The sequence below is a fragment of the Rhizobium sp. BT-226 genome (genome assembly GCF_025847085.2).
Taxonomy (GTDB): domain Bacteria; phylum Pseudomonadota; class Alphaproteobacteria; order Rhizobiales; family Rhizobiaceae; genus Rhizobium; species Rhizobium sophorae.
The window spans coordinates 82,654-105,981 of sequence record NZ_JAOYTI010000001.1; the positions used below are offsets into that span (position 1 = coordinate 82,654).

General features: G+C 58.7%; 28 protein-coding genes, 1 tRNA gene and 1 pseudogene. 23 read left to right on the forward strand and 7 right to left on the reverse strand.

The features are described from left to right. From OIU37_RS00535 to OIU37_RS00560, 6 genes are all read left to right on the forward strand, one after another. Positions 1–732 carry a hypothetical protein gene (locus OIU37_RS00535; RefSeq protein ID WP_264255038.1) on the forward strand — a complete coding sequence of 244 codons (732 nt, stop codon included), beginning with the start codon at positions 1–3 and terminating at the stop codon, positions 730–732. Then, positions 732–1,346: a hypothetical protein gene (locus OIU37_RS00540; protein ID WP_264257431.1), complete on the forward strand. Its 615-nt coding sequence runs from the start codon at positions 732–734 to the stop codon at positions 1,344–1,346. The genes OIU37_RS00535 and OIU37_RS00540 overlap by 1 nt, the downstream gene beginning before the upstream one ends. A gap of 6 nt (positions 1,347–1,352) precedes the next feature. Continuing rightward, positions 1,353–1,769, forward strand: coding sequence for a hypothetical protein (locus tag OIU37_RS00545; protein ID WP_372353411.1), 417 nt, complete (start codon positions 1,353–1,355; stop codon positions 1,767–1,769). Continuing rightward, entirely contained in the window at positions 1,766–3,967 is a 2,202-nt protein-coding gene (locus OIU37_RS00550) for a hypothetical protein (RefSeq protein ID WP_264255040.1), read from the forward strand. The genes OIU37_RS00545 and OIU37_RS00550 overlap by 4 nt, the downstream gene beginning before the upstream one ends. A gap of 13 nt (positions 3,968–3,980) precedes the next feature. Beyond that, complete coding sequence (locus OIU37_RS00555; RefSeq protein ID WP_264255041.1) at positions 3,981–6,455, forward strand: hypothetical protein; 2,475 nt, start codon at positions 3,981–3,983, stop codon at positions 6,453–6,455. A gap of 80 nt (positions 6,456–6,535) precedes the next feature. Next, the gene (locus OIU37_RS00560) at positions 6,536–7,096 is read left to right on the forward strand and encodes a DapH/DapD/GlmU-related protein (protein WP_264255042.1); all 561 of its coding nucleotides are present in this window, start codon (positions 6,536–6,538) and stop codon (positions 7,094–7,096) included. A 2-nt stretch (positions 7,097–7,098) separates the two neighbouring features. Here the strand turns inward: OIU37_RS00560 and OIU37_RS00565 are convergent, their stop codons facing one another. Beyond that, positions 7,099–7,263 (reverse strand): hypothetical protein, encoded by a 165-nt coding sequence (locus tag OIU37_RS00565; RefSeq protein WP_264255044.1) that lies wholly within the window; start codon positions 7,261–7,263, stop codon positions 7,099–7,101. Positions 7,264–7,902: 639 nt separating this feature from the next. Here OIU37_RS00565 and OIU37_RS00570 point away from each other — a divergent pair. The 6 genes from OIU37_RS00570 (at position 7,903) to OIU37_RS00595 (ending at position 9,972) form a co-directional block, all read left to right on the forward strand. Next, the gene (locus OIU37_RS00570) at positions 7,903–8,157 is read left to right on the forward strand and encodes a hypothetical protein (protein ID WP_264255045.1); all 255 of its coding nucleotides are present in this window, start codon (positions 7,903–7,905) and stop codon (positions 8,155–8,157) included. Beyond that, entirely contained in the window at positions 8,132–8,599 is a 468-nt protein-coding gene (locus OIU37_RS00575) for a lysozyme (protein WP_264255047.1), read from the forward strand. The genes OIU37_RS00570 and OIU37_RS00575 overlap by 26 nt, the downstream gene beginning before the upstream one ends. After that, on the forward strand, positions 8,599–8,961 hold the full coding sequence (locus OIU37_RS00580) for a hypothetical protein (protein WP_264255048.1): 363 nt from the start codon (positions 8,599–8,601) through the stop codon (positions 8,959–8,961). The genes OIU37_RS00575 and OIU37_RS00580 overlap by 1 nt, the downstream gene beginning before the upstream one ends. Then, positions 8,939–9,193: a hypothetical protein gene (locus OIU37_RS00585; protein WP_264255049.1), complete on the forward strand. Its 255-nt coding sequence runs from the start codon at positions 8,939–8,941 to the stop codon at positions 9,191–9,193. The genes OIU37_RS00580 and OIU37_RS00585 overlap by 23 nt, the downstream gene beginning before the upstream one ends. A gap of 65 nt (positions 9,194–9,258) precedes the next feature. Continuing rightward, a complete protein-coding gene (locus OIU37_RS00590) occupies positions 9,259–9,687 on the forward strand; it encodes a DUF1515 domain-containing protein (protein ID WP_264255050.1) in 429 nt (142 codons plus the stop codon). Between the two features lie 45 nt (positions 9,688–9,732). Next, complete coding sequence (locus OIU37_RS00595) at positions 9,733–9,972, forward strand: hypothetical protein (RefSeq protein WP_264255051.1); 240 nt, start codon at positions 9,733–9,735, stop codon at positions 9,970–9,972. Positions 9,973–11,124: 1,152 nt separating this feature from the next. Here the strand turns inward: OIU37_RS00595 and OIU37_RS00600 are convergent. After that, complete coding sequence (locus tag OIU37_RS00600) at positions 11,125–11,412, reverse strand: hypothetical protein (protein WP_264255053.1); 288 nt, start codon at positions 11,410–11,412, stop codon at positions 11,125–11,127. A 58-nt stretch (positions 11,413–11,470) separates the two neighbouring features. Here OIU37_RS00600 and ligD point away from each other — a divergent pair, with 58 nt between their 5' ends. Then, on the forward strand, positions 11,471–12,514 hold the full coding sequence (ligD, locus tag OIU37_RS00605) for a non-homologous end-joining DNA ligase (protein ID WP_264255054.1): 1,044 nt from the start codon (positions 11,471–11,473) through the stop codon (positions 12,512–12,514). Between the two features lie 14 nt (positions 12,515–12,528). Here the strand turns inward: ligD and OIU37_RS00610 are convergent, their stop codons facing one another. Further along, positions 12,529–12,729, reverse strand: a complete 201-nt coding sequence (locus OIU37_RS00610) for a hypothetical protein (RefSeq protein WP_264255055.1) — start codon at positions 12,727–12,729, stop codon at positions 12,529–12,531. Between the two features lie 234 nt (positions 12,730–12,963). Here OIU37_RS00610 and OIU37_RS00615 point away from each other — a divergent pair, with 234 nt between their 5' ends. The 4 genes and pseudogenes from OIU37_RS00615 to OIU37_RS00630 all read left to right on the forward strand — a co-directional run bounded on the left by OIU37_RS00615 (position 12,964) and on the right by OIU37_RS00630 (position 15,249). Further along, positions 12,964–13,575 (forward strand): response regulator transcription factor, encoded by a 612-nt coding sequence (locus OIU37_RS00615; protein ID WP_264255056.1) that lies wholly within the window; start codon positions 12,964–12,966, stop codon positions 13,573–13,575. Positions 13,576–13,581: 6 nt separating this feature from the next. After that, positions 13,582–13,675: pseudogene (locus OIU37_RS00620) on the forward strand (ATP-dependent carboligase); the annotation flags it as partial. A 163-nt stretch (positions 13,676–13,838) separates the two neighbouring features. Then, the gene (locus OIU37_RS00625) at positions 13,839–14,705 is read left to right on the forward strand and encodes a CBASS oligonucleotide cyclase (protein WP_264255057.1); all 867 of its coding nucleotides are present in this window, start codon (positions 13,839–13,841) and stop codon (positions 14,703–14,705) included. Next, positions 14,698–15,249: an SLATT domain-containing protein gene (locus OIU37_RS00630; protein ID WP_264255059.1), complete on the forward strand. Its 552-nt coding sequence runs from the start codon at positions 14,698–14,700 to the stop codon at positions 15,247–15,249. The genes OIU37_RS00625 and OIU37_RS00630 overlap by 8 nt, the downstream gene beginning before the upstream one ends. A gap of 125 nt (positions 15,250–15,374) precedes the next feature. Here the strand turns inward: OIU37_RS00630 and OIU37_RS00635 are convergent, their stop codons facing one another. Next, positions 15,375–15,590: a hypothetical protein gene (locus OIU37_RS00635; RefSeq protein WP_264255060.1), complete on the reverse strand. Its 216-nt coding sequence runs from the start codon at positions 15,588–15,590 to the stop codon at positions 15,375–15,377. Positions 15,591–15,753: 163 nt separating this feature from the next. On the opposite strand from OIU37_RS00635, the gene OIU37_RS00640 reads away from it, so the two are divergent. Continuing rightward, positions 15,754–15,838: transfer RNA gene (locus OIU37_RS00640), tRNA-Leu, on the forward strand. A gap of 386 nt (positions 15,839–16,224) precedes the next feature. Here OIU37_RS00640 and OIU37_RS00645 read toward each other — a convergent pair. Beyond that, positions 16,225–16,599, reverse strand: coding sequence for a VanZ family protein (locus OIU37_RS00645; protein ID WP_319004687.1), 375 nt, complete (start codon positions 16,597–16,599; stop codon positions 16,225–16,227). 286 nt (positions 16,600–16,885) lie between these two features. On the opposite strand from OIU37_RS00645, the gene ilvA reads away from it, so the two are divergent. From ilvA to OIU37_RS00660, 3 genes are all read left to right on the forward strand, one after another. Continuing rightward, positions 16,886–18,136 (forward strand): threonine ammonia-lyase, encoded by a 1,251-nt coding sequence (gene ilvA, locus OIU37_RS00650; protein WP_264255063.1) that lies wholly within the window; start codon positions 16,886–16,888, stop codon positions 18,134–18,136. Positions 18,137–18,173: 37 nt separating this feature from the next. Then, positions 18,174–18,500, forward strand: a complete 327-nt coding sequence (locus OIU37_RS00655; RefSeq protein WP_003538786.1) for an HlyU family transcriptional regulator — start codon at positions 18,174–18,176, stop codon at positions 18,498–18,500. Between the two features lie 234 nt (positions 18,501–18,734). Further along, on the forward strand, positions 18,735–20,006 hold the full coding sequence (locus OIU37_RS00660) for a diguanylate cyclase (RefSeq protein WP_180695363.1): 1,272 nt from the start codon (positions 18,735–18,737) through the stop codon (positions 20,004–20,006). A gap of 7 nt (positions 20,007–20,013) precedes the next feature. Here OIU37_RS00660 and OIU37_RS00665 read toward each other — a convergent pair whose 3' ends face one another. After that, the gene (locus OIU37_RS00665; RefSeq protein WP_264255071.1) at positions 20,014–20,790 is read right to left on the reverse strand and encodes an SDR family oxidoreductase; all 777 of its coding nucleotides are present in this window, start codon (positions 20,788–20,790) and stop codon (positions 20,014–20,016) included. Positions 20,791–20,951: 161 nt separating this feature from the next. On the opposite strand from OIU37_RS00665, the gene OIU37_RS00670 reads away from it, so the two are divergent. Next, entirely contained in the window at positions 20,952–21,527 is a 576-nt protein-coding gene (locus tag OIU37_RS00670) for a TetR/AcrR family transcriptional regulator (protein ID WP_182211442.1), read from the forward strand. A gap of 49 nt (positions 21,528–21,576) precedes the next feature. Here the strand turns inward: OIU37_RS00670 and OIU37_RS00675 are convergent, their stop codons facing one another. Beyond that, positions 21,577–22,191, reverse strand: coding sequence for an FMN-dependent NADH-azoreductase (locus tag OIU37_RS00675; RefSeq protein ID WP_180695360.1), 615 nt, complete (start codon positions 22,189–22,191; stop codon positions 21,577–21,579). 139 nt (positions 22,192–22,330) lie between these two features. Between OIU37_RS00675 and OIU37_RS00680 the strand changes: the two genes are divergently transcribed. After that, positions 22,331–23,299, forward strand: a complete 969-nt coding sequence (locus tag OIU37_RS00680) for a LysR family transcriptional regulator (protein WP_168310158.1) — start codon at positions 22,331–22,333, stop codon at positions 23,297–23,299. Positions 23,300–23,328 lie beyond the last annotated feature (29 nt).

Sequence of the window (23,328 nt, forward strand, 5' to 3'; positions counted from 1 at the left end):
ATGGCCGTCTATACCAGTCAGCCGATGTTCCCCGTGGATTTTCTGCGTCCGACACAGGCGAAATTCGATAATCCTGGAAGTGGCTTCGACGGCGGCGTCAACGGCGTCGGCGAGCCGATCAGCGTCGAAACATCAGGCGGCGGCATCATCACCGCCACCTACTCGGGGATGGTTCTGGAAGGACCAGACGAACGCTTTGAAGTGCTGAATTGGTTGGGCGCCCGGCTTAATGGCGGCTTCCGCTTCATCAACGTGCCGATCGTCAACGATAAGATCGGCCCGTTTCCGGTCATCAATGGCACGCGCCGGCCGATCATCACAGGCATCCCGCATTCAGATGGTTCCTTCCACTCGGATGGTTCTGGATATTCGCAGGCGACCGTCTACGGCGAAGTGACAGAGGATGCCGCGCTCAATGCCGGCATCATCTCGATGCGCGTCTATGGGGCGGCGCGAGACCTCCGCTGGTCTGACTGGTTTTCGATCTATCACTCGACCAAAGGTTGGCGGGTCTATCGCCATTGGGAGGTGCTCGACAAAACGGATGAGGAGAACCCGGTCTATCGCCTCGCACTGAGCCCGCCCCTGCGGGAGGCGGTGACGGCCGGCACTCGCGTCGAGCTCGCGCGTCCTCGATGCGTAATGAAGCTGCCGAAGGGCGTGACGATCCCCTGGGAATATTCAGGATGGTATTCGTCGCGCCCGACGGTGCAGTTCACGGAAGCGTTCTGATGGCCTATTCCGTTCAGTATGTGCCGGCGAACGTTGTCGACGAGATGCGCGGCAGCCATCAGCTCGGCGTGTTCCTGCGGATTGACACCGAACCGGCGCTGCACATGTGGTTCGGCGTCAACGATGTGCCGATCGGCTTCGACGGGATTGACCCGGATGGAACGGTCTATCTCGGCGGCGGCCGTCTCATCGGTGTGCCCTCGCTCGAGGTGCTGGTCAACGGCACGTCGGACGCGGTGGACTTCTCCGTCTCTGGTATCGACCCGGCGACCGGCGCGGCGATGCTCGACAGCATTCCAGCCGTGCGCGGCAAGCTGGTTCAGGTCGGATTGACCACGCTCGACCAGTATTATCAGCCGATGAGCCAGATCATCCCGATCTGGACGGGGGTGGCGTCGCATCCGAAGGAATCCCGCCCTCCTATCCGGGAGGGGGAGACGGCGACCCTGTCCCTAAGCCTGGCAGTCGTCGCCGGGGAAAACACGAGATCGCGCCCGTCAAAGGCGCTCTGGTCCGACGCGATGCAGCGATCGCTCTATCCAAGCGACGCCTTCTGCAATGGAACGGGCCGATTGGCGCGCGGCATCCAGCCGAAGTGGCCTGTATTTAGCTGAGGCATCATGGACATCCATCATTTTCTTGCGCTCCCGCACCGGTTCAGGTGGGGCGGAGTAGGCGGCGACGATTGTATGACGTTCCCAGCTTCCTGGGCACTCAAGTGCGTCGGGATTGATCCGGCAGAGGATCTCCGCGGGACCTATCGGACCCGTGACGAAGCGCACGCCATCGTCGAAAGCTATGGGGGCGAGTTGGCGTTCATGGATAGCCACCTGGCGAAGATCGGGGCAAAGCGCGTCCAGCACCCTGAGACCGGCGATATCGGCCTGATCAAGGCGATGACCGGCGAGACGGCGGCCGACCAGGTGGAGACGCAGATCGGCGCCATCCGCTTCGGCCCGCTTTGGGCCTGCATTCATCCGGCCGGCATCCGCGCGACGCCGGCTGAATTCATCGCCGCATGGAGTTTGCCCGCATGAGCCTGAAGGCGATGTATGAGAGCGTCCCCAGCGAGGCGGAGCACTATTTCGAGCAGCATCGTTGGGAGTGGCAGGATCGTTTTTTGCGTGGAACTACCTCGCATTACGACCCGATCTTCACGCCATTGTTCACAAGCCTGTTCACGGCACTGAATTTCTCCGCCGCTACTGCTGCGCTGCTCGGCGCCGGCGCGGCTGCGATCGCAACAACCGCTCTGGCGATCGGCATCCAGGCGCTTCTCGCGCCGAGGCCGCCGAAGCCGGAAGACGGCAAGATACCGAAAGTCCAATCGATCCCCTATCGCTGGTGGGGCGTCGGTCGGGCGCGTGTTGCTGGCGCCTACATGCTTTGGGAAGCCGTCGGCAAGAAGCTTTATGCCGTTCAGGCCATCGCCGGCCACAGGATCAAATCGATCAACCGCTATTGGCTCCACGACGATGAGGTGACGCTGCAGAGCGACGGGACCATCAACTCTGGTACGAATTACCGGACGAACGTCCAGATCCTCAGCCGTCTCGGTCTGGTCCCGGAGACCGACTATCCACCGATCACGTCGGCTCTCTCCGGCCAGGGCGTGTGGTCGAGCAATCATCGGGGAGACGGTCAGGCTTCTCTCGGGATGATCTGCACCAGCTCCAACGCGGAGAGGCAGCAAAAGACGTTCCCCTACGGGCCGCCGCAGCTCTCTGTCGAAGCCGATCTCGCTCTTTGCTGGGATTTTCGAGATCCTTTGCAGGATCCCGAAAACCCGTCGACTTGGGAATGGACGCGAAACGCTGCGCTCATCATGGCGTGGCATCAGTGCTTCAACGAGTTCGGCCACCGCCGGGATTATAAGCGCGCGCTCCTGCCGGTCCTCGACATGTGGCAGGAAGAAGCTGACGTCTGCGATGAATTCGTTCCGCTGGCCGGCGGCGGCTTCGAGCGTCGCTACGAGTGCAACGGCATCGACACGACGGAGAACGACCCTAAGGCCGCCACCAATGCGATCCTGGCGTCATGCGACGGCTGGATATGCGAACGTGGCGACGGGGCACTCCTCTTCATCGTCGGCAAGTTCCGCGGCAAGTACATCACGACCCTGACTGACGCCGACATCGTCGGGCACCAGGTCGAATATGACGTGCTTTTCGAGGATGAGTGCAATCGCCTGATCCCGAAGTTCAACTTTCCTGAGATCGGGTACGCCACGTCCGACACCGACTTTTTCGAGGACACGGCGGCGCAGTTGGTCTCCGGCCGGGTGCTGGCGCAGGAGGCGAATTATCAGTGGGTGCAGCAGTGGAGACAGGCAAGGCGCCTCGGAAAGCGCGACTGGCTGCGCATTCAGGAGAAGGTGACCGGTCAGCTCAATGTTCGATTGTCGGGGATCAACTCGGTCTATAGTCGGTGGGTCCGGCTCGTCACGCCCAACACGCTGCCGAAGCTGGACGGCAAGATCGTCGAGAACCGCAAGTCCGTGCTGTCGCTGCTTCAGGGCGGGTTCGTCATGGACATTATGAAGCACCCCGACAACATCGACGCGTGGAACCCGGCGACGGATGAAGGGCAGATGCCGTCAACGCCTCCGAAGACCAGTGCGGGAGGGATTCTGACGCCGGTAATCAATCTGGTGCAGGCGCGGCCGAATAGTGACAGCGTCTATTTCAGGGTGCTGATCATCGATCCCGACGACGACAGCCTCTTTCCGGTGGTCAGGTACCGGCTGGCTAATGCAGGCTCCGGAACGCCCGGACCGTGGATCGAACAGCGGTTCCCGAATCCGGTTCCGGCTGGCGGCTTCATCGACATGAGCACCAACATAGTGCCGTCGAACAAGCTCCATGACATCCAGGTCGCGTTCATCGCCTCCGATGGCGACTACGGGCCGTGGTCGATAACAGCGAGCGTCACCTCTACCGTCGACCCCGTCGCCCCAGGCACGCCGGTCAACATGTCCACGGTGAATGCCTCGGGTACCGTCACGATCAGCGCTCAGGCCGCCAACGACAACACCAAGGTCTTGATCTTCAAGCGGGGCACCACCGGGCAGACCTATGCCGCCGCCACGCAGATTGCCACGCGTAACGTCGTGGCGAACCAGGTCATCACCATCACCGACCCGCCAGGCGCGGGCACTTGGAAATACTGGTGCGGAGCTGAAAACGGCTCCGGCATCCCGTCTGCTGCGCAAGCTTCTTCAACAATCACAGTTTGAACAGGAAACAAACATGCCTGAGAGCGCTCTCGTCATCTGGGCGGATGGCCCGTCATCAAGCCCCTATGAGCCTGACAAGGCACTAATCCGGGCTTGGGGCTATTGGGTCGAGTCCACCATCGGCGCACTGTCTTCTGGCGCGACAATCTCTTACTTGTCGCTGGCGGCGCTGAATGCTGACCTCAACCACCCTGCCTTTACGCTTGCGTGGGTGAACGGAGATCCTGTCGCTGCGAACAACGGCATCTACCGGAAGCTCGGCGCAAGCGGTACGGGCTCGTGGGTTCGTTTCGCAGATCTCCCTTACTCGTTCATCGCGGCGACTGCGACGGCCGCAGGCGAGCCGAGCGCTATTCAGGCGGTGACCGGTATCCCTGTTTCCTCGTCGGCAATGATCGTTCTCGACCTCATCGAGGCGAACGACGCTTCTCCGGTGACGGTCTCCTTCAATGGCGGAGATCCTCTGACGATCAAGTCCAACACGGGCAACGATATCGCGACCGGCGGCTTGCTGGCGGGGATGCGAGTGCTCGGCACCATCATTGACGATACCTTCCGGCTGATCACCGACCAGGTAGACACGGCGATCGTGGCAGAGGCGGAAGCCGCCATGACTGCCGCGATCGGGGCGCGCAATGGCGCGAAGGAATGGGCCAATAACAATTTCGGCGTCCCTGTCTCCGTTCCGGCCGGCGGCGACGGATCGACGACCTATTCCGCAAAACATTGGGCCGAAGTCGCGCTTGAAGGCGGGACGATCCTGCGCGGGTATCTTTTCGGAGGCGAGATCAGCAACAATGCCACCGATGCGGTCAATGACCTCGATGTCGCGGCTGGCGTAACGGCATCCGACGACACGACGCCGGTTTTGATGGTGTGGACATCCGTGACCCGGCAGCTTGATGTCGCCTATGGCACCGGCAGCGGCGGCCGTTTCGACAGTGCTATTGCCGACGGCACATGGCACATCTTTGCATGCTCCAATGGTTCGAACACCATCATCGGCTTTTCGCAGAGCCTAAACCCGACAGCTGCACCGAACTACCCGGCTGGCTATTCGAAATACCGCCGCATTGGCTCGCGTGTCAGAATGGCAGGCTCCCTGCGTCGCGTCATCCAGCGCGGGGACAAGCACATCCTTTACGATCCTGTCGTGCAGAACAGCGGATCGCCCATTGCCGTTACCACGAGTGGTGCATTAATCGCGCTTTCCGGGGTGCCAACCGGCATTGAAGTCGACGTGAAGCTGGAGGCATCCTTCACTTCAGGCACCGTAACCTCCGGCGCTCTCATCACCTCGCCGCTCATGAACGATCCGACGCCGGGAGCCAGTTTCCCCGGGGGTGTCAATGTCGGTCACATTCAGGTCTCCAGCCAGTTCGCCGCGAGTGAATTGACCAAGAGGACGAACACCTCAGGTCAGATCCGTCACCGCGGCGCCGGCGCAGGATCCTTGTATCTCGCCCTGCACGAATGGTCCGACGATCGGGGCGCTGCGATTTTCAAGAATGCATCCGCTGCATCGTCAGGCAGAGGGCTTGGCTCTGCTGTCCTCTCGGCCGACTACCCGACATTGCAGGATGCAATCACTGCGGCGGCCGGAAGGCGTCTCATTGTTGAGGCCGGCAGCTATGTAGTCACGAGCTCGCTCACCGGCGCCGACAATATCGAGATTGAAAGCAATGGCCCGGTTACGATCAACACGACTGCTGATATCGCGATCCTCGACATGACCAACAAGACCAACTGGATGTTGCGAGGCATGTTCCGCTTCGTTGGTGATGCCACCCCATACACGGCATATCCCGGCTCGCTGGCTGACACTGGCCAGAAGGGGATAAAGCTTTCCGCCTGCGATCGTTATCTCATCGACGGAATGATCGAGTTCGAAAACATCAACGGGTCTGGCTTATACGCCGAGCTCAGCGCCGGCGGCTGGCAGCACAAAGGCATCATCAAGGGTATCCGGGCTCACAGCTGCTATCACGGCATCCGCTACACCAACGTCGCCGAATATGACCAGGTGAACGACTTCTCGATCGACAACTGCGCTTTCGCTGTCAGGGTCGAGAGCGGGAACATCATGTTCGCCAACGGCAAAATGAACTTCAACTCTGTGTGCGTCTCGGTGGCCGCAGGATCGAACGATGCTCACGGCGAATTCACCAACTGCCAGATGAACCATTCTAATTACGCTGTCGATGCGAATGGTATCACCTTTGGCGAAGTCTTCACAGGCTGCATTGCTCTCGGCGACCAGGCAGGGGGCGGCCACGGGAAAATCCGCCTAACGAACTCGGTCGGCATCCAGTGGAATGGCGGCCAGGTCGGTAGCGATATTGAGTTGATTGGGACATCGAGGATGGCTTTGATGAACGCCTATATCCGAAGCGGCTTGGTCTCGGCGCCCAGCGTGTCAGGGGGCAGCACGTTCACAGCGAAGAATAACGTCGTCGATACAGGTGGTCTTTGGACCTACAACAACTGAACTGGAGATGACGAGTTGCTTGCGCCAGAAACGTGAACATGCCAAGGCAAAACCATCATAAGCACTACTTAGGAGCCGGAATGGCGACCGTTGACAGAGCCTCCTACCGCAATCGCGGCGGCTTCCTTCAAAGGCTGATATCAGCCTATAAGGGCCGCCGGTTTTTCACGAAGGTCGGGGCGAACCTCGTTGTGAAAGCCAGCGCTGAATTCAGACTTGTCGATCATGCCGTCCTTGAAGTCGGTGACAATGTCACGATTCAGGACCACTCCTTCTTCCAGCTTACGATGCCAGAGCCGAAGGTTTTCATTGGCAACAACACCGTGATTGGCCGGCGAAACATCATCACGGCCAAGAACCACATATCGATCGGCAATGATGTGCTGATTGGCTCTGACGTTCAGATCATCGATCACGGGCATGGAATGCGACGGGACATACCGATTCGGCTTCAGAAGGCAGAAATCGGCTTCGTGGATATCGGCAATGACGTTTGGATTGGAGCGGGCGCGAAGATCCTGATGAACGTCAAAATAGGCAATGGCGCAGTGATCGGCGCGAACTCTGTCGTCCTCACCGATATCCCTGAATACGCGATAGCCGTTGGATCGCCTGCAAAAGTCGTCAAGTACCGAGAGTAGTTTTAGATCGGGTCTATGTGGCTAAAATCGTCCGATGCATCGTATCGGAAAGGCTTGGCATCATAGGCGGCTTTCTGTGCGGCCTCGGCCTCAACAACGCAGTCCTGCCACGTGCCTTTCCATTCCGGCTCTCGTTCCGAACGAACTGCGTGGATGGCGCGCGCCATGGCTGCGATCTCTCTTGATGGCATTTCTCTGTCCTTAGCTGACTGAGCGCGATCCATAGCGCCGATCGGCAACCAATAAAAGACCCTACCCACAATCTGGAGATATCCATGAACCGATTGCAATTCTTTGCGACCGTTCGAACCTCTGTGTTCGGCGGATCGCTAGCTCAATCTCAGGTCAATGAGATCGAGGCGGCTTTGCCGCCTCCTGAAAACATCGGCCGTCAGTATCGGGTAAGGACATACTTGCGTGGATGGCAGATGGTAACAATCTCCGTGTGAGGACGGTACGGCGGGCGGTACTCCACCAATAGCTGACCGCACTCGTGAAAGGTCTTCCTGACATACACCTTTTTAGGGTGGTAAACGACGTGGCGCGTAGCCGGTGGTGGGCGATAACCCTCGATCATGTCAGCTGCAAAAACCGGCTGGCACAGGATAGCTGTGGCACTGACAGATAGAGAAACGGCTAGTGCTCGAAACATATTTCCCTCCTTGATGGTGTTAAGGAGATATGGCGAACGGCGAACATGTCGAGTCTTGGCTACCTCACCTCCCTGACATCATTTGATGCGCGGCCGCGCTAAAAAGCCAAGCCGCCTCCGGGCGGCATTTTCACATCCAAAATCGGAGATCTCCATGCTCGTCCATAACTGGCGCGAGGTGCTTAAGCGCGCCTGGAGCGTCCGCCTCATGGTGCTCGCTCTGCTCTTCATCATCATCGAGCCGATCTACACCTTCGTAGCCGCCACCTGGGTCTCACGGAACATCTACATCCAGCTCGGAATATCGGTGGTCACCGGCCTTTTCGCGGTCGCGGCAATCATCGCCCGCATCTTCGTCCAACAAAAAGTTTCAGGAGATCTGAATGGCAAGCCGCCTCAGGAAGGGTAGCGCAATCGCTGCCGCATGCATCGCTGTCGTCAGCACCTTCGAAGGGCTGCGCACCGTCGCCTATCGGGACCCGATCGGCATTCCGACGGTCTGCTTCGGCGAGACGCGCGGCGTGAAGATGGGCGACAGATACACCATCGCCCAATGCAAGGACATGCTGGGCGACAGCCTGAAGGAATTCGAGATCGGCATGCGTGCCTGCATGAAGCAGCCGGACCAAGTGCCGGCCGGCGCCTATGTCGCCTTCCTGTCCTTCACCTATAACGTCGGCACGGGCGCCTTCTGCAAATCCACCCTGACGCGCAAGCTGAACTCTGGCGATGTCGTCGGGGCCTGCAACGAGCTGCCGAAATGGGATCGCGCCGCCGGCATTCGCCTTCCTGGTCTGACGAAGAGGCGAACCGCTGAGCGTGCCCTTTGCCTCAATGGGATTCCGGTCTGATGTTCGGGACCCTCGACTTTCTCAAGCTCGGCGCCGGCGTGGCGGCCGGTCTGCTGCTCTATCACGTCTATGCCGTCTCGATCGGCTATCCGGCCGCCGCCCGCGAGGCGCGCGCCGGATATGTCCTGCTTGCCGAGAAGACGGCGGCCGAGGCCAAGGCCGTCGAAATGGAGCGCCAGCGCAACGCGGCTACCCAGGCGACCGAAGAGCACCGCAAGCGCCTGGCGGCCGCCGAGGCCGCCGAGCAGACGGCCAAAGACACCCTCGAAACCGAGATCCAATCCTATGAGCTTCAACTTTCCGAGAAGAACCGCGCTTGCGCTGTCACTGCTGCTGATCGTGACTGGTTGCTCCGCCACTGAGCGCCTCAACCGTGCGGCTACCACCAAAGGGCAGACGCAAGCCGGCCTTGTTCTTCCGCCGCTTCCCGATGATCTCCGTAAGCAGGAAGCCCATGCGCCGGTCGTGGAAGGCCAGCCGCTGATTGCGATCCTCGCCCGCGAGCGTCAGGCGCTCGACCGTGCCAACTCACGCCAGGGGCGCACCATTCAATTTTACGACGACCTAAAGGCCAGATACGGGACACATCCATGATGGATGCAATCTCGCTCTCCCGAACCCATCAAGGCGAAAACACAAATCTAGGCGAGCTCCAATAGATGACATCCAATGACGACATTCTTCGAGCTCTCGGGCGCGTCGAAGGCAGATTATCCGGCATAGAAGAAAGCGTCTCCCTCTTGCGGGAGGACGTCAGCGACGAGAAGGACAACGCTCACGAAAGCCGGTCGGTGATCCATAGGCGGCTGGACAAGCAGGCCAAGCAGATCGCCCATCTCGATACGACAATGGCGATCAGCGGCGGCGTCGATGCGACCTTGCGCGATGAGATCAAGGCGCTCAAGGAAACGGTGGAAAAGAATCACGATTCGGTTCAGCCTGCTCTTGAGGAGTGGCGCCGGATGAAATCGATCGGCTACGGCATTTCAGGGCTCATTGCGTTCGCGGGGCTAACGATTGGGGGGATGATTGCCTATGCCAGCGACGGCGCGGTGGCGGCGCTGCGGCATTGGTTGAAGATCAACTAAGGCGGCCTCCGCATCAAAGGCCCCCTTCCGCCTCAACGAGGACGCATGGCTCGATACTATTTTCACCTTCGGCATGGCGAAATTACCATCGCAGAGGATCTAGAGGGCCTAGAATTCCCCACTCCTGAAATGGCCATTGAAGAGGCCACAAAAGCTGCTCGTGAAATGGCTGCGGAGATGATACTTGCCGGTCACCGGGTAGAAGACCAAGAGTTTGAGATTAGAAGTTCAAATGGCGCGGTTCTGAAGATAGTTCCCTTCATATCTGCGGCTGGTTTGGATTGATGGAATCGTCTTCAGTGGTAGGCGCGGAGCTGCGTAACCATAGAGATAAGTCCATTGCCGCAGATGATAAGGCGCAGATCGTCCGGCGCGATGTTGTCTCAGTGAGTAACGCAAACCCGCCTAACCAAGGCGGCAAGTTGATCACCGCCAAGAATCGCATAACGGTGCTGACCCGTTCGGATTAGGATCTCGACCGCCGGAAGCTCGTCTAATTGATCTCTCGCGTATTCGATCGCTGCTTGCAAAGAGACGAACTGTTTGTTCTCAGTACCGGCGCGCCAGCTATGAACTGTGATCGGAGCGTCCGAATTCATCAACATCTTTAGCCAGGCTCCGTCGACACAAGTTAAGCGAGAGCGATGTATACCTGCTTTCAACCTGTTAGGCCAGATCTTAGGCTGAATCTGGTTACTGATCGATTGAGAGATTCATCTAAGTTTAGGTAGCTCGGAGAAAGAAAACCCCGCGATGGCGGGGATCAGGAAGGGGGGTGTTTTCTAGGCAAGCGCATCTTGCACTGCAATATCTTATTCGCACAACTTACATGGATTTGCAATAAATATTACTTTCTAGAGTTATGCGCCCACAGATTCGTTCTCAACTAAAGAGTTCATTGTCCTGTTTTTCTCGAAAATACAATTTGACTTCAGCTTTTCGAGTAATAATTTGTATCATCCGGGGGGCCGCTCAGCGATCACTTGCTAAACCCCAAGCATTGAAGCTCCTGTGCGCTGGGCGGCCTTCCAATGGCCCGGAATCATGTTTGTCGGCTGCTCGCCGACTTGGCTGAAGCTTGCGGCAACTGTGCGGAAGCGCACTGCCGATAATCCTGATGGTGGGATGAGCGTCCATCTGCTCGACATCGCGATCATCGAGGCAGAGGAAGTCAGCGGCGGCGCGCTCGGGTCAAGATGAGGAAGTCGGCTGACGCTGCCGTTATCCAACCTTTCCTAGAATGGTCGATGCCAGAGCTTTGACTATTTTCGGCCGAAACGCCAATGCCGGAAAAAAGCCCCGCCTTTGGAAGACGGGGCTAGTTTGGGTTCGGCGGGCCGCATATTGAAGTGTATGGTAGGCTGCCATAACGATCTCTGCACGGCCCGACCCCTTACGATCGGCGCAGCCAATTGTTCCCGTCCCTCCCGATTTTTATCAGCCTTTCGGCCGGCCATGTAATTTTAACAGTTTTTCGTAGTGCTCCTCGACCCTCCGGCATGCCTCCCGCGACGTCGTCTCCCATCCGCTGTGAGGCACGATATGCTCTCGCACCCAAGGAATGTGGGTGATATTCCACTTCCACAAGCCCATCTTGCCGTGGCTCGTTTGGTCCAGCTGGATGCGGCCGAACGACTGCTCCCCGTCAAAGCCGCTGTAGTCCTGACGCCCTTCTCCTGGCCAAGTCTCGCGCCATTTGTAGATCGGCTGGTATACATCTTCCATTGCGTGGACTCATTCATCCGTAGACAGCATTTTAAGCACTTGCTGATGTGATGGTTCCATGACCAAACCTCCCAAGTCAAAACCGCTCCTGCAGGATGCTGATAAGCCGGTTCGATCCCGGCCGCGCAAGCCGCGAAATCCCGCGCAGCCAAACCTCCCCCTCGACCCTATGCCAGATCGAATCGAGCCGTGCTTGGCCTTGCTGAAAGCCAGGCCGCCGAAGGGCGACGACTGGGTTTATGAAATCAAATGGGATGGCTATCGCCTGTCAGTTCATGTCGAGCCGACGGGCATTCGCATACTGACGCGCGGCTGCCACGACTGGACAGATCGGTTCCCGGCGATCAAACAGGCGGCATTGTGGCTTCCTGTCGGCACGGCAATCCTCGACGGCGAGGCCGTGGTTCTCGACGAGCGGGGCCGGCCGGAGTTCGGCCTACTGCAACAATCGCTCGGCGGCCGCGGCGGCAAGAAGAGCTCAAGCGACGCCATCTTCATGGCCTTCGATCTTCTCTACTTCGATGGCCATGATCTCAGGAATTCGGAACTCACAATGCGCCGGCATCTGCTCGAGGATTTGGTGCCGGCCGGCGAGCAGGGCGACATCCGTCTCTCGGAAGAGATCGAGGCCGATGGTGACCAGTTGCTGGCGAGCGCCTGCGAGCACGGGTTGGAAGGCATCATCGCCAAGCGCAAGAGTGCGCCGTATCGATCCGGCCGGGGCGGTGACTGGCTGAAAATCAAATGCATCCAGAGCGACAGCTTCTTCATCGTCGGTTACGAGAAATCGACAGTCGCGCGCGCCGGGATCGGCCGGCTTCTGCTCGCCGCGCGCAAGGGCAAGAACCTGGTCTACGTTGGCGGGGTAGGGACGGGTTTCAACGAGCGTTCCGCAACCGAGCTCCGGGAGCAGATGGACAAGCTGATCATCGGCAAGCCAGCGGTCGACACCGGAAGGAAGCGAAATGCCGTCTTCCTCCGCCCGGAGCTTGTTGCTGAGATAGAATATCGGGCGTGGACGCATGACGGCAAACTGCGGCACGCGTCCTATAAGGGGTTGCGGGACGAGCAGGATGAGGCGGGGGTTTATGAGGTGGAGTAGGTGCCTTCGGACCGTCAGATTAGCAGCCGCATTAACGCGGCTTCATCCTTCACGCCATGTTGGAACGACTGGATAACCCGCGCGGCCAATTCTTCACGCTCAGCGTCTGTTTTGATTTGTCGAACCGAAACGATGTGATCATACACCCTCTGACAGAGGGCGACTTCTTCATCGTTCAATGCGGTTTGCGCTTCTGCAATTTGAGATCGTATCATAATCGCCCTCACTCCCCGGGACAAGGTAAGGCGAAACAGCGTCTATTCAACGCAGGAACTCCGACACAAAGACGTGAGTTGCAGGAGCCTCAAGCCGTCCCATCCACATCGCCGTCCTCGTCGATGCTGCCCACCATGTTCAATGCCTCATAGAAAAAGCCGCCCGTCTAAAGCCTTGCCATGTCTGTCGAAAAGGCAATCTTGTTTTTGGACCGGGGAAATGGAGAGTGCAGCTTGAAAACCATCACGATAGGGATTGTGGACGATCACCCTCTTTTTCGAGAAGGGGTGAGCCGCAGCCTGTCCGAGATCGAGGATTTCGTCGTGGTCGGTGAAGGGGCAAGTGCCGATGACGCGGCGACGTTGGCTGCGTCGCATAGGCCTGACGTCGTTCTGCTCGATGTGTCCATGCCCGGAGGAGGGATCAATGCGATTTCCAAGATCGTGGCGCAAAGCCCACAGACAAAGGTCCTGATGCTGACCGCCTCGGAGGAAGTCGACACCCTCATCGCCGCCCTGCGACGAGGCGCAGCCGGATACGTTGTCAAGGGTATCGGATCGCGCGGACTCGGAGAGGCCATTCGAACAGTCGTTGGAGGCTCGAGGTACATCTCGCCGATCATGCGCGCTAAGGTCGAACAAAGCCTTCTCGACAGGCCGGCTTCGCTGACTCCACGCGAAACCGAGGTGATAGAACTGGTAGCCGAAGGACTTTCCAACAAGAATATTGCGCGCCGCCTGGAAGTCCAGGAGAAAACGATCAAGCATCACATGACCGAAATACTATTCAAGCTTGGCGCCAGCAATCGGACGGAAGCAGCAATCAGATGGCGCCAGGGCGCGTAAACGCAGACCGGGAGGAAGCGGAATGCGGTCTTCGCGGCCGGAGCTTGTTGCCGAGATCGAGTATCGGGCATGGACGCACGACGGCAAGCTCCGGCATTAGCATCCTCCGTTCGGGACGTGAGGCGCCAAGGCCTCCCGGATCATAAGCGGATGAAAAGTTCTCCCCAGCGAGCAATGTCCGGTTGCTCGATGTTGGGTTGCCACCTTTCTTTGTAAGAAACTCTGATATATTCCCTTAGGGATTGATTAAATCAAAGGCAAACATGGTGATTAGCGTACAGCAAGGTTTTGCGCAGTTAAGGTCAAATCTTGAGATAACGGGGCTCCAGGCGGAGACTGTTTCCGTGCGTCAAACCCGCGTGCGTGATGTACTCCAAGCCGGCATGAGGGTTCACGAAAGTTTCTTGACTGGTTCTTACGCTCGCCACACGATGATCGCGCCTCTGAATGAAGCCGATGTTGATGTCTTCTTTGTTTTGGATTCTTCTTACTTTAGGCAATACACTCCAGCAGGTCTTTTAGATGCGGTACGCCGCACGCTTTTGAAAACCTACACTTCGACCCCTAGCATCAGCCGGAACGGGCAGGCGGTCACGATTCGCTTCACGGACTTCGTTGTGGATGTTGTGGTCGGCTTTCTCAGGCAAGGCGGCGGCTATGTAATTCCCAACTCGGTGACCTCGAAGTGGCTTTCCACCGATCCCCAAAGGCACGTTGGAATTGTCAGCGACGCAAATAAGGACCATTCTGGTGCGCTTGTCCCGACTATCAAGATGTTGAAAGCATGGAATAAAGGAAACGGCTCTTTCTTCAGGTCGTTTCACCTTGAAGTCTTGGCGCTGAAAGTCTTCGAGAGAATAACGATTTCCGACTTTCCTTCAGGGATCAGATTCTTCTTCGACCGAGTCCGACCATTGATCCGCGACGGCATACTCGACCCGGCGGGCTACGGAGACAATGTCGGCAGCTACCTTGGCACACAGACCAAGATTGATGAAGCCAGCAACAGAATACAATCGGCGCTCAGCATCGCTCTGGCAGCCGAGCAGCACAACACGGCGGGTCGAAACCGCGCCGCAATCGAGCAATGGCAACGCCTCTTTCCGGATTATTTCCCCGCCTATGGTTGAGATCACAACGACGGGCGAGCGGCCGCCTTCTAAGACCCGCGACCAAGTAATTGCCGAAGCGAAACGGTTGGAGGAAAGCACTCTCTATTCGTGTAAGGGGCATCATCAAGCTGCTCAGGGCTGGAAAACATGGCATCTATGGCTGGGTATCCCGACGGTGGTCATCTCGGCGTTGGTCGGTGTCGCGGCTTTCACCAAGACCGCTGAACAGAACGCGGCTCTTGCCGCCGTCGCGGTTCTTTTCTCGATAATCGTTCCAGTGCTGTCAGCAATTACGACCTTCCTTAATCCCAATGAAAAAGAGGGCGCTCATTTAGCTGCTGCACATTCCTATGACCGCCTTAATAACGCTGCTCGTATGTTTTGGTCGATCGACTGTTGGGCTGGCGATGCGACGGATGAGGGCCTCACGGCGCAGTTGAAGGCGCTAGTCGCCGAGAAGGATGACTTGAACAAGGCGAGCCCGCAAATTCCGAAGTCCGCGTATGCGAAAGCGAAAAAGGGAATCGAGGGTGGCGAAGCGTCTTTCAAGGTGGATCAATAGATTCAAGAATTGCTTGGAAGTTGATGCTTATCCATGACGATAACTCGGCAGTGCTACGAAAGTGCTACGCCTGCCTATGCCATCTTTGATTTATATCGATAAAATATGCCGATCCGTCCAGTCGATCATCGGCTCGGGTCGTCCCACGTGTCGTCATCTTCCATGTCAGCGATATCATCGGTGAGCGCTACAACGTGCTCGGACAGAACCTCAGCAACATTGTCGAGAAGCTGCGCCAATTCGGGATCGCTCTCGAAAAGCTGCTCCTGCTTGGCTTTCAACTTTGCGATATAGAAATTGTGGATATGCAGTGACCCTGTCATCTGCGTGAGGCTCGGCATGCTATGCTCCTTTCAATGATTACCCGTCCGCTTAGCACAGTGCGTCAGGGAATCCCGTCGACCTTCGGAAGAACATCGCCAGAACCCATTTTGCAAAACGCGAAGGAAAAGCTGCAAAACATTCCCTTGACGAATCCGCGCAAGTCGTTGATCTGAAAGTAAAGCGGGCGTGGCGAAACTGGTAGACGCAAGGGACTTAAAATCCCTCGGCCTTGGCTGTACGGGTTCGACCCCCGTCGCCCGCACCACCTTCATAATCCTGCTTGAATATGCCTGTATTGAATCTGCTTGTATATTGTGCATAAAAGCAAGTTATCGCTTGACAAAGGAATTTCCGGCGTAACGATTGCGCCGCGACAGTTGAGTAAGGGTTGTCTTGTGGGAGTAAGACGATGGTTTACGATTGGAGTGGGACTAAGGTTCGGCGCATCCGCATCTTCAAGACCAGTGTCGCACTTGTTCTGGGGACTGCGATAGCCGCTATACCGCTGTTCTTCTGGGCAATGCATTTGCAGGGTTTCTAGAGCGTCCTTAGCGCGTCCAAGAAGACGCGCTAAGGACGCTCTATCACTTTCGATCTGGACGGATCCTGAATTCGATTTTGGGATTATGTGCGGCTTGTTGCTGGTAGTGATCATCGCTCTGTGAGCGGAAGCGCGTTTGGCGCTTTGGTCTCGCGCCACCTGTTGATCAGCCAGCCAGCCAGCAGTCCGAGGGCTGCGCCCGCCGCTTTGATGCCGGCATCGTGCAGGCGCGGATGGCGTGTTGGTGTGAGATACTGCAGATATTCGATGGCGACTGCACCGGCAATCAGCAGCACCGCCACAATCTTCCACTGTTTCGGATAGGCGAGCGCGAAGGCGAGGCCGACGAGAACAAAGGCGCCCCCGCGGTCGGTATCGACCGTCGTGACCGTTTCCGGCCTCAGCCCGATCGGCGAAACCGTGACGAAGAGGATGAGGGCGAGCAGCAGCCAGGCGAGCGGCCTTGCAAATTTGAAGATCATCATGGCTTCATATTAGTGGCTTGGCTTTTCATTGACAGTTAAAATCAGTTCATCTGCCGCCGATTTCGCGATTGGCTTAAGAAAGGCTTGCCCGGGAGCGAACCGGAAATGGCCGAAACGGGCTTTCTTTTGCCGGTCGGCCTATGCCATAGCGGCAGTGGCTACTGCATAATTCCTTAAATCGGAATCGATTTAAGGATAAAATTATGCAGCAATTGAAAGTGTTACAGCGTCCTTTGCGCGTCTGAAAAGACGCGCGGCGCTGTAATCATGAGAATGGACCACGCCCGTGACGAGACTTGATGTCGAAAGCGCCGAAGAGGCAATGCGCAGCCTGTTTCCGGCAACGCCGCTGCAGCTCAACGATCACCTGTCGGCCCGCTACGGAGCCGATATCTGGCTGAAGCGCGAGGATTTGTCGCCGGTGCGCTCCTACAAGATCCGCGGCGCCTTCAATTTCTTCCGCAAGGCGATCGGGCAGGGTGCTGCCGGCAAGACCTTCGTCTGCGCCTCGGCCGGCAATCACGCTCAGGGTTTTGCCTTCGTCTGCCGCCATTTCGGCGTGCCGGGCGTCGTCTTCATGCCGGTGACGACACCGCAGCAAAAGATCGATAAGACCCGCATGTTCGGCGCCGAATACATCACCATCCGGCTGTTCGGCGACTTCTTCGACCAGTGCTACCAGGCCGCCCGCGAACATGTGGAGGCGGTCGGCGGCGTCATGGTGCCGCCCTTCGACCATGCCGACATCATTGAGGGCCAGGCAACCGTCGCCGCCGAAATCATGCAGCAGTTGCCGGAAGGAACCGTGCCCGACATGGTCGTCCTGCCGGTTGGCGGTGGCGGACTGGCTGCCGGCATCACCGGTTATCTCGACGGCACGGTGCCGAAATCGGCTTTCGTCTTCGCCGAGCCCGCCGGTGCGCCGAGCCTCAGGCGCAGTATCGAGGCGGGCATGGTGACGACGCTGGCCAAAGTCGATAATTTCGTTGACGGCGCGGCAGTCGCCCGCATCGGCGACCTCAATTTCGCTGCCCTTCGCGATTTTCTTGCAAGCCAAGTGCAAATGATGCCGGAGAACGCCATCTGCGTCACCATTCAGGAAATGCTGAATGTCGAGGGCGTCGTGCTGGAGCCGGCCGGCGCTCTGTCGCTGACGGCGATTGCCGCGATGGATCGCCAAGCGATCCGCGGCAGGACCATCGTCGCCGTCGTCTCCGGCGGCAATTTCGATTTCGAGCGCCTGCCTGACGTAAAGGAAAGAGCCATGCGTTACGCGGGGCTGAAGAAATACTTCATCCTGCGTCTCGCCCAGCGCCCCGGCGCACTCCGGGATTTTCTCAATCTGCTCGGCCCCGATGACGATATCGCCCGCTTCGAATATCTGAAGAAATCGGCGCGCAATTTCGGCTCGATCCTGATTGGCATCGAAACCAAGGCACCGGAGAATTTCGCCCGGCTGATCGCAAATTTCGAAGCTGCCGGCATGGGTTACGAGGATATCACCGAAAACGAGATCCTCGCCAATCTGATCATTTGACTTGGCGACAGCGATGCCATCGTGCTAAAGGCGGAGCATGGCTTCGTTCATTTCAAATATCTTTTCGATGTTCTCCGGCGGCGGCAAACCGGCTTCGGAGGCGGCAGGCCCTTCCGGCGAGCCGCAGCTTTACGGCGATTGCACGATTTATGCCGAGCCGCGCAAGGAAGGCGGCCAGTATCGCCTTGCCGGCCGCATCGAAAAGAAGGTCGGCGACGAGGTGCTGGTGCGCAATTTCATCCGCGCCGATCTGTTTTCCTCCTCCGATGACGCGCTCGAATGCACGGTGCGCAAGGCGCAGCAGATCATCGATCAGCATGGTTCGTCGCTCTTTGGCGACGGCGAGAAGCTTCGTCAGGTCTGAATCGGGATCCGGGCATAGGTCCCTGATACCCGGCTGCAACTATTCCTGTGTGTGACCGGCTGCCCTCCAGCGAGCGCGTTTCGCTCACGCAATCTTAAAGGATTGCGGTGAAAGGTATCGCCTGCAGGATTTGCAGGACACCCCCGTGTTTGACTGTTTCGGACGATTGACCAATGGATTCGCTGTCGCGATCACCGCGCCAGGACGAGGCCGAACGTCCGGAGCCGCGGTCTCATGATGGAGACACTCAACCTCCTTCTCTTCGTCGTCGAAGCCGTCGCCTATTTCGCGCTGATGGTGACGCTCCTGCACTTTCGCCATCGGCTCGGTCTCGGGGTTTTCCTGACGGCGCTCGGTGTCATGCATTTCATGGAGACCTATCTGGCGGCGGTTTTCTATGTCTCGCTGCCGTTCGGGGACGTGTCACCGGGCTCATCCGTCTTCTTCTCCGGCAAGCTGATGATGATCCTGATGCTTTACCTGCAGGAGGATGCCGCGACGGTGCGCCAGCCGATCTACGGCCTCTTCCTCGGCAACCTGCTCACCGTCGGTATTGCCTGGGTGCTGCAGCTGCACCAGCCGCTGCAGATGTCGACCAACCACACGCCGGACGTCGATTTCCTCAAGGAGATGGGCTGGCTGATGGTCTGGGGCACGGCGCTGCTTTATGTCGATTCGCTCGGCATCATCCTGCTTTATGAAAAACTCGGCGATTTCTTCCGCCGCCGCGTCGTCCTGCGTTTCCTGATTTCGGGCTTCGTGCTGCTGACCTTCGACCAGATCGGCTTCTTCGCCGCGCTGCATTACTTCCTGGATGTGCCGATCGCCGCATTCTGGGGTGGATGGAAGGCGAAAATGCTTGCCGTCTGCCTCTACGCGGCGATGTTCGCATTCTATGAATATCGTGTTCGCCGTATCGGCGCAGCTGGGTCCGCACGCTCGATTAGCGACGTATTCGGCGACCTGACGTTTCGCGAGCGCTACAACGATCTGCTGGAGCGCACCGGCCGCGACATGCTCACCGGTGTCTACGATCGGACGCGCATGGAAATGGAAGCGCCGCTGATGCTGCTCGAGGCACTGAAGCAGGGGTCATTCGCCACCGTCCTCATTATCGACGCCGATCACTTCAAGGATGTCAATGACGGCTACGGTCATCTACAGGGCGACGAGGTGCTGAAAGCGATCGCCGCTCGGCTCGGTACAACACTGCGTTCCAGCGACCGCGTCTTCCGCTTCGGCGGCGAGGAATTCGTTGCCGTCTGTCCGGGCACCGACCACGAGGAAGGTCTGCTGCTTGCCGAGCGCCTGCGCTGGACGATCGCGACCAGCGTCAAGACGCCGGATGACAGGCCGATCACGGTCAGCATCGGCGTTGCGACCGCCGACGAGGACGGCGTCGATTTCACCGCCGTGCTGACAGCAGCCGACGGCAGGCTCTACGCAGCCAAGAAGAGCGGCCGCAACTGTGTCGTCGGCCGCTCCGGCGTGGTGAAACTCAGCTGAAACTCATTCAGGCAGCGCGGAAGATCTTGGCGCCGGATGGCGCGCTCGTCATGCCGCCGTCGACGGTGATCTCGATGCCGGTGACGTTGGCCGAATCATCCGCAGCCAGATAGAGCGCCGCCTTGGCGATTTCGTCGGCTTCGCTCATGCGGCCGAGCGGGCTCATGCCGCCGATGCGCGCCTCGAGCGCCGACATGGCATCTTCCGTCTGGGCCATCGGCGACCAGATCGGCGTTTTGGTGCCGCCGGGCGTTACCTGATTCACCCGAATGCCGCGCGGCGCGAGCTCGGATGCCATGTTACGCGTCATTGCCCGGACAGCCGCCTTGGTCGCCGCATAGGCCGACCAGCCGGGAGCGCCGAGCACGGCATGCACCGAGCCGTTGAGGATCACCGAAGCGCCGTCATTGAGATGCGGCAGGGCTGATTGCACGGTGAAGAAAACCGCCGTGAGATTGGTGCTGATGATCTGGTTGAACTGCGCCGGTGATGTCTCGCCGAGCGGCGTCGCGCCGCCGATGCCGGCATTGGCGAAGACGATGTCGAACTTGCCGACCCTTGCGGCGGCTTCCGCAAAGGCCTTCTCGGTGGCGGCGGCATCGGTGACGTCGACCTTCAGCGCCAGCACGCCGGCGCCGAGCGCCTTTTCGGCAGCCGCGAGCGTTTCCGGATTGCGGCCGGTGATCACCACCTTGGCACCCTCGTCGATGAAGACCCTGGCGGTCGCAAGACCGATGCCGCTGTTTCCGCCGGTAATCAGGGCGACTTTGTTTTGTAGACGCATGATTCATGCTCCTCTTGGAATTGGCAACGATCTGGATTATGATCGTTATCCACAAGGATTATGATTATAATCTATATGAGTCAAGAGGAGCATGATGCCGAAAAGTGTAAGCGGTTTTCGGCCGACATCATGCTCATTCGATTGGTGCCGGGGAGATTCCGATGGGCCGTTCGCAGTTGGAAAAACAGAAGACGCACGAGAAGATTGTCGAGACCGCATCGAAGCGGCTGCGCGAGGAGGGGCTCGAAGGTATTGGCGTCGCCGACCTGATGAAGGAGGCCGGATTGACCGTCGGCGGTTTCTACAAGCATTTCGCCTCCCGCGACGATCTGGTCGCCGAGGCGATCCAGTCCGCTTTTGATTCATGGGGACGCAAGCTGGAGGCCGAGGGGATAAACCCGGCGGAGATGACGGCTGCCGATGTCGCCGATCGTTATGTCAACGCCTATCATCGCGACAATCCCGGTGAGGGTTGCCCTTTTGCCGCGCTGACCTCCGATATATCACGCAGCGGCGAGAAGGCACGGGGGATTGCGACGGACGGGCTCAGGCGCAATTTCGCGTCGCTGGCGAGCAAGGCAGCGGGAGCGGACGAAGGAGAAAGGCGGCGCAAGGCGATCATGGCCTTCGCGATGATGGCCGGCGGCGTCGGCCTTGCCAGGATTTCCTCCGACGAGGAACTCTCGGCCGAAATCCTGGCGACCGTGCGGGATTTTGTCGCCGATATCGACAAATGAAAAACGGCCGGCGAAGGGCCGGCCGTTGCGTGAAGCGTTTAGGAACCGATCAGGCGGCCAGCGCGATTTCCTGGACGCGCGACCTGGCGGCGTCGATCGCCTTTTCGGCAGCTTCCGGACCAAAGGCCAGGCCTTCGACATAGATAGTCTCGATATCGCTGATGCCGAGGAAACCGAGAACCGACTTCAGATACGGCACGGCATGGTTCAAGGCGGCGGCCGGTCCCTGCGAGTAGACGCCACCCGAGGCGAGCACCACATAAACCTTCTTGCCGGTTGCGAGGCCGACCGGGCCGCTTTCCGTATACTTGAAGGTCAGGCCGGCACGGGCGACGTTGTCGATCCAGGTCTTCAGCGACGAATAGATGTTGAAGTTGATCAGGCCGGTACTGATGACGATCGTGTCGGCGGCCAGCAGCTCGTTGACGAGTTCGTCGGAGGTTTTGACGGCGGCTGCCTCCTCGGCGGTGCGATCTTCAACCGGCTTGCGGATCGCAGCGGTGAAGAGGTCATCGATATGCGGCAGCGGATTGGCGGCAAGGTCGCGGCGAACGACGACGCTGCCCGAATTCTGGCCCTTCAGCTTTTCAGCGAGATCGACGGCGATCGGCGTCGAGAGAGAATCGGCACGCGGGCTGGACGTCAGAAGCAGGATGGACGACATGGTGCATTTCCTTTCGAATGGAATTTGACGGCCCGTTGCTGGGAGGTGAGCCGCGGTCTCGATGAGGAAAATAGGTCTGGCCTGCTATCGAAAAAACGGTGATAATGTAGATCGAAACTATCGATGGAATGGATAGAAGATGCTGCCAAACCCCACTCTGGACCAATTGCAGGTGTTTCTGACCGTTGCCGAGACCGGTAGCTTCTCGGCCGCTTCGCGGGCGCTGAACCGTGCACAGTCGGTCGTGAGTTATACGATCGCCAATCTAGAGGCGCAGCTCGAAGTGCCGCTTTTCGAGCGTTCCGGCGCGCGTCAGCCGAAGCTGACGGAGGCGGGCAAGGCGATGCTGGAGGATGCGCGACGCATTCTGGGCGACCTGCAAGTCATGCGGGCGCGCGTCAAAAGCCTGAGGGAAGGGCTCGAAGCGGAGGTTTCCGTCGCCATCAGCGTCATGGTGCCTTCGCGAGCCCTGGTGGACGTCCTCCGCGAATTCCGCGAGATGTTTCCATCCGTTTCGTTAAGCCTCAATGTCGGTGAGCTCGGAATGGTCATGGATCTCGTCCTCAGCGGCAAGGCGACGATCGGGATCGGTGGCGCAGTTCTAAAGCAGGACGATTCGATCGTCACGGAGCGGATCGGTCATTCCTTCATGTTGCCGGTTGCCGCGCATAACCACCCGCTTGCCGGAATCGGCCGGCCGCTGACGCTCGGCGACGTGCGCGAGGAAGTGCAGCTCGTCGTCACCGATGCGTCGGGACGGACGAAGGGGCGCGATTTCAACGTTCTCTCCTACAAGACGTGGCGCGTCAGCGATATTGCGACGAAGCACCAGCTCATCACGGCAGGCCTTGGCTGGGGCGGCCTCCCGGCTTCCGTGATTCATGACGATCTGACGAGCGGCAGGCTCGTTCATCTCGATCTGGATGCCTACGAACAGGGGGAGTATCCCATATATTCGGTGCGCCAACTCGCCAACCCGCCCGGACCTGCCGCCACCTGGATGATCGACGCGTTCCGCACGCGGCTTTCCGCCTGCCCGAGCCAAGCCGATTTCCATGCTCAGATAGCGGAACTCCAGGAAGCTGGTACGCCGCTCGCAGCCGAATGACGAAGGCGCGGGCCGCGCCTTCGCTGATA

Bases quoted from the DNA above. Each gene is read 5' to 3' on its own strand.
- OIU37_RS00590 (WP_264255050.1), top strand. From the start codon at position 9,259: ATGACATCCAATGACGACATTCTTCGAGCTCTCGGGCGCGTCGAAGGC.
- OIU37_RS00630 (WP_264255059.1), top strand. From the start codon at position 14,698: ATGGTTGAGATCACAACGACGGGCGAGCGGCCGCCTTCTAAGACCCGC.
- OIU37_RS00675 (WP_180695360.1), bottom strand. From the start codon at position 22,191: ATGTCGTCCATCCTGCTTCTGACGTCCAGCCCGCGTGCCGATTCTCTC.
- OIU37_RS00595 (WP_264255051.1), top strand. From the start codon at position 9,733: ATGGCTCGATACTATTTTCACCTTCGGCATGGCGAAATTACCATCGCA.
- OIU37_RS00635 (WP_264255060.1), bottom strand. From the start codon at position 15,590: ATGCCGAGCCTCACGCAGATGACAGGGTCACTGCATATCCACAATTTC.
- OIU37_RS00575 (WP_264255047.1), top strand. From the start codon at position 8,132: ATGGCAAGCCGCCTCAGGAAGGGTAGCGCAATCGCTGCCGCATGCATC.
- OIU37_RS00600 (WP_264255053.1), bottom strand. From the start codon at position 11,412: ATGGAAGATGTATACCAGCCGATCTACAAATGGCGCGAGACTTGGCCA.
- OIU37_RS00670 (WP_182211442.1), top strand. From the start codon at position 20,952: ATGGGCCGTTCGCAGTTGGAAAAACAGAAGACGCACGAGAAGATTGTC.
- OIU37_RS00610 (WP_264255055.1), bottom strand. From the start codon at position 12,729: ATGATACGATCTCAAATTGCAGAAGCGCAAACCGCATTGAACGATGAA.
- OIU37_RS00570 (WP_264255045.1), top strand. From the start codon at position 7,903: ATGCTCGTCCATAACTGGCGCGAGGTGCTTAAGCGCGCCTGGAGCGTC.
- OIU37_RS00680 (WP_168310158.1), top strand. From the start codon at position 22,331: ATGCTGCCAAACCCCACTCTGGACCAATTGCAGGTGTTTCTGACCGTT.
- OIU37_RS00625 (WP_264255057.1), top strand. From the start codon at position 13,839: ATGGTGATTAGCGTACAGCAAGGTTTTGCGCAGTTAAGGTCAAATCTT.
- OIU37_RS00645 (WP_319004687.1), bottom strand. From the start codon at position 16,599: ATGATGATCTTCAAATTTGCAAGGCCGCTCGCCTGGCTGCTGCTCGCC.
- OIU37_RS00540 (WP_264257431.1), top strand. From the start codon at position 732: ATGGCCTATTCCGTTCAGTATGTGCCGGCGAACGTTGTCGACGAGATG.
- OIU37_RS00660 (WP_180695363.1), top strand. From the start codon at position 18,735: ATGATGGAGACACTCAACCTCCTTCTCTTCGTCGTCGAAGCCGTCGCC.
- OIU37_RS00665 (WP_264255071.1), bottom strand. From the start codon at position 20,790: ATGCGTCTACAAAACAAAGTCGCCCTGATTACCGGCGGAAACAGCGGC.
- OIU37_RS00535 (WP_264255038.1), top strand. From the start codon at position 1: ATGGCCGTCTATACCAGTCAGCCGATGTTCCCCGTGGATTTTCTGCGT.
- OIU37_RS00545 (WP_372353411.1), top strand. From the start codon at position 1,353: ATGGACATCCATCATTTTCTTGCGCTCCCGCACCGGTTCAGGTGGGGC.
- OIU37_RS00580 (WP_264255048.1), top strand. From the start codon at position 8,599: ATGTTCGGGACCCTCGACTTTCTCAAGCTCGGCGCCGGCGTGGCGGCC.
- ligD (WP_264255054.1), top strand. From the start codon at position 11,471: ATGACCAAACCTCCCAAGTCAAAACCGCTCCTGCAGGATGCTGATAAG.
- OIU37_RS00550 (WP_264255040.1), top strand. From the start codon at position 1,766: ATGAGCCTGAAGGCGATGTATGAGAGCGTCCCCAGCGAGGCGGAGCAC.
- OIU37_RS00655 (WP_003538786.1), top strand. From the start codon at position 18,174: ATGGCTTCGTTCATTTCAAATATCTTTTCGATGTTCTCCGGCGGCGGC.
- OIU37_RS00565 (WP_264255044.1), bottom strand. From the start codon at position 7,263: ATGGCGCGCGCCATCCACGCAGTTCGTTCGGAACGAGAGCCGGAATGG.
- OIU37_RS00555 (WP_264255041.1), top strand. From the start codon at position 3,981: ATGCCTGAGAGCGCTCTCGTCATCTGGGCGGATGGCCCGTCATCAAGC.
- OIU37_RS00560 (WP_264255042.1), top strand. From the start codon at position 6,536: ATGGCGACCGTTGACAGAGCCTCCTACCGCAATCGCGGCGGCTTCCTT.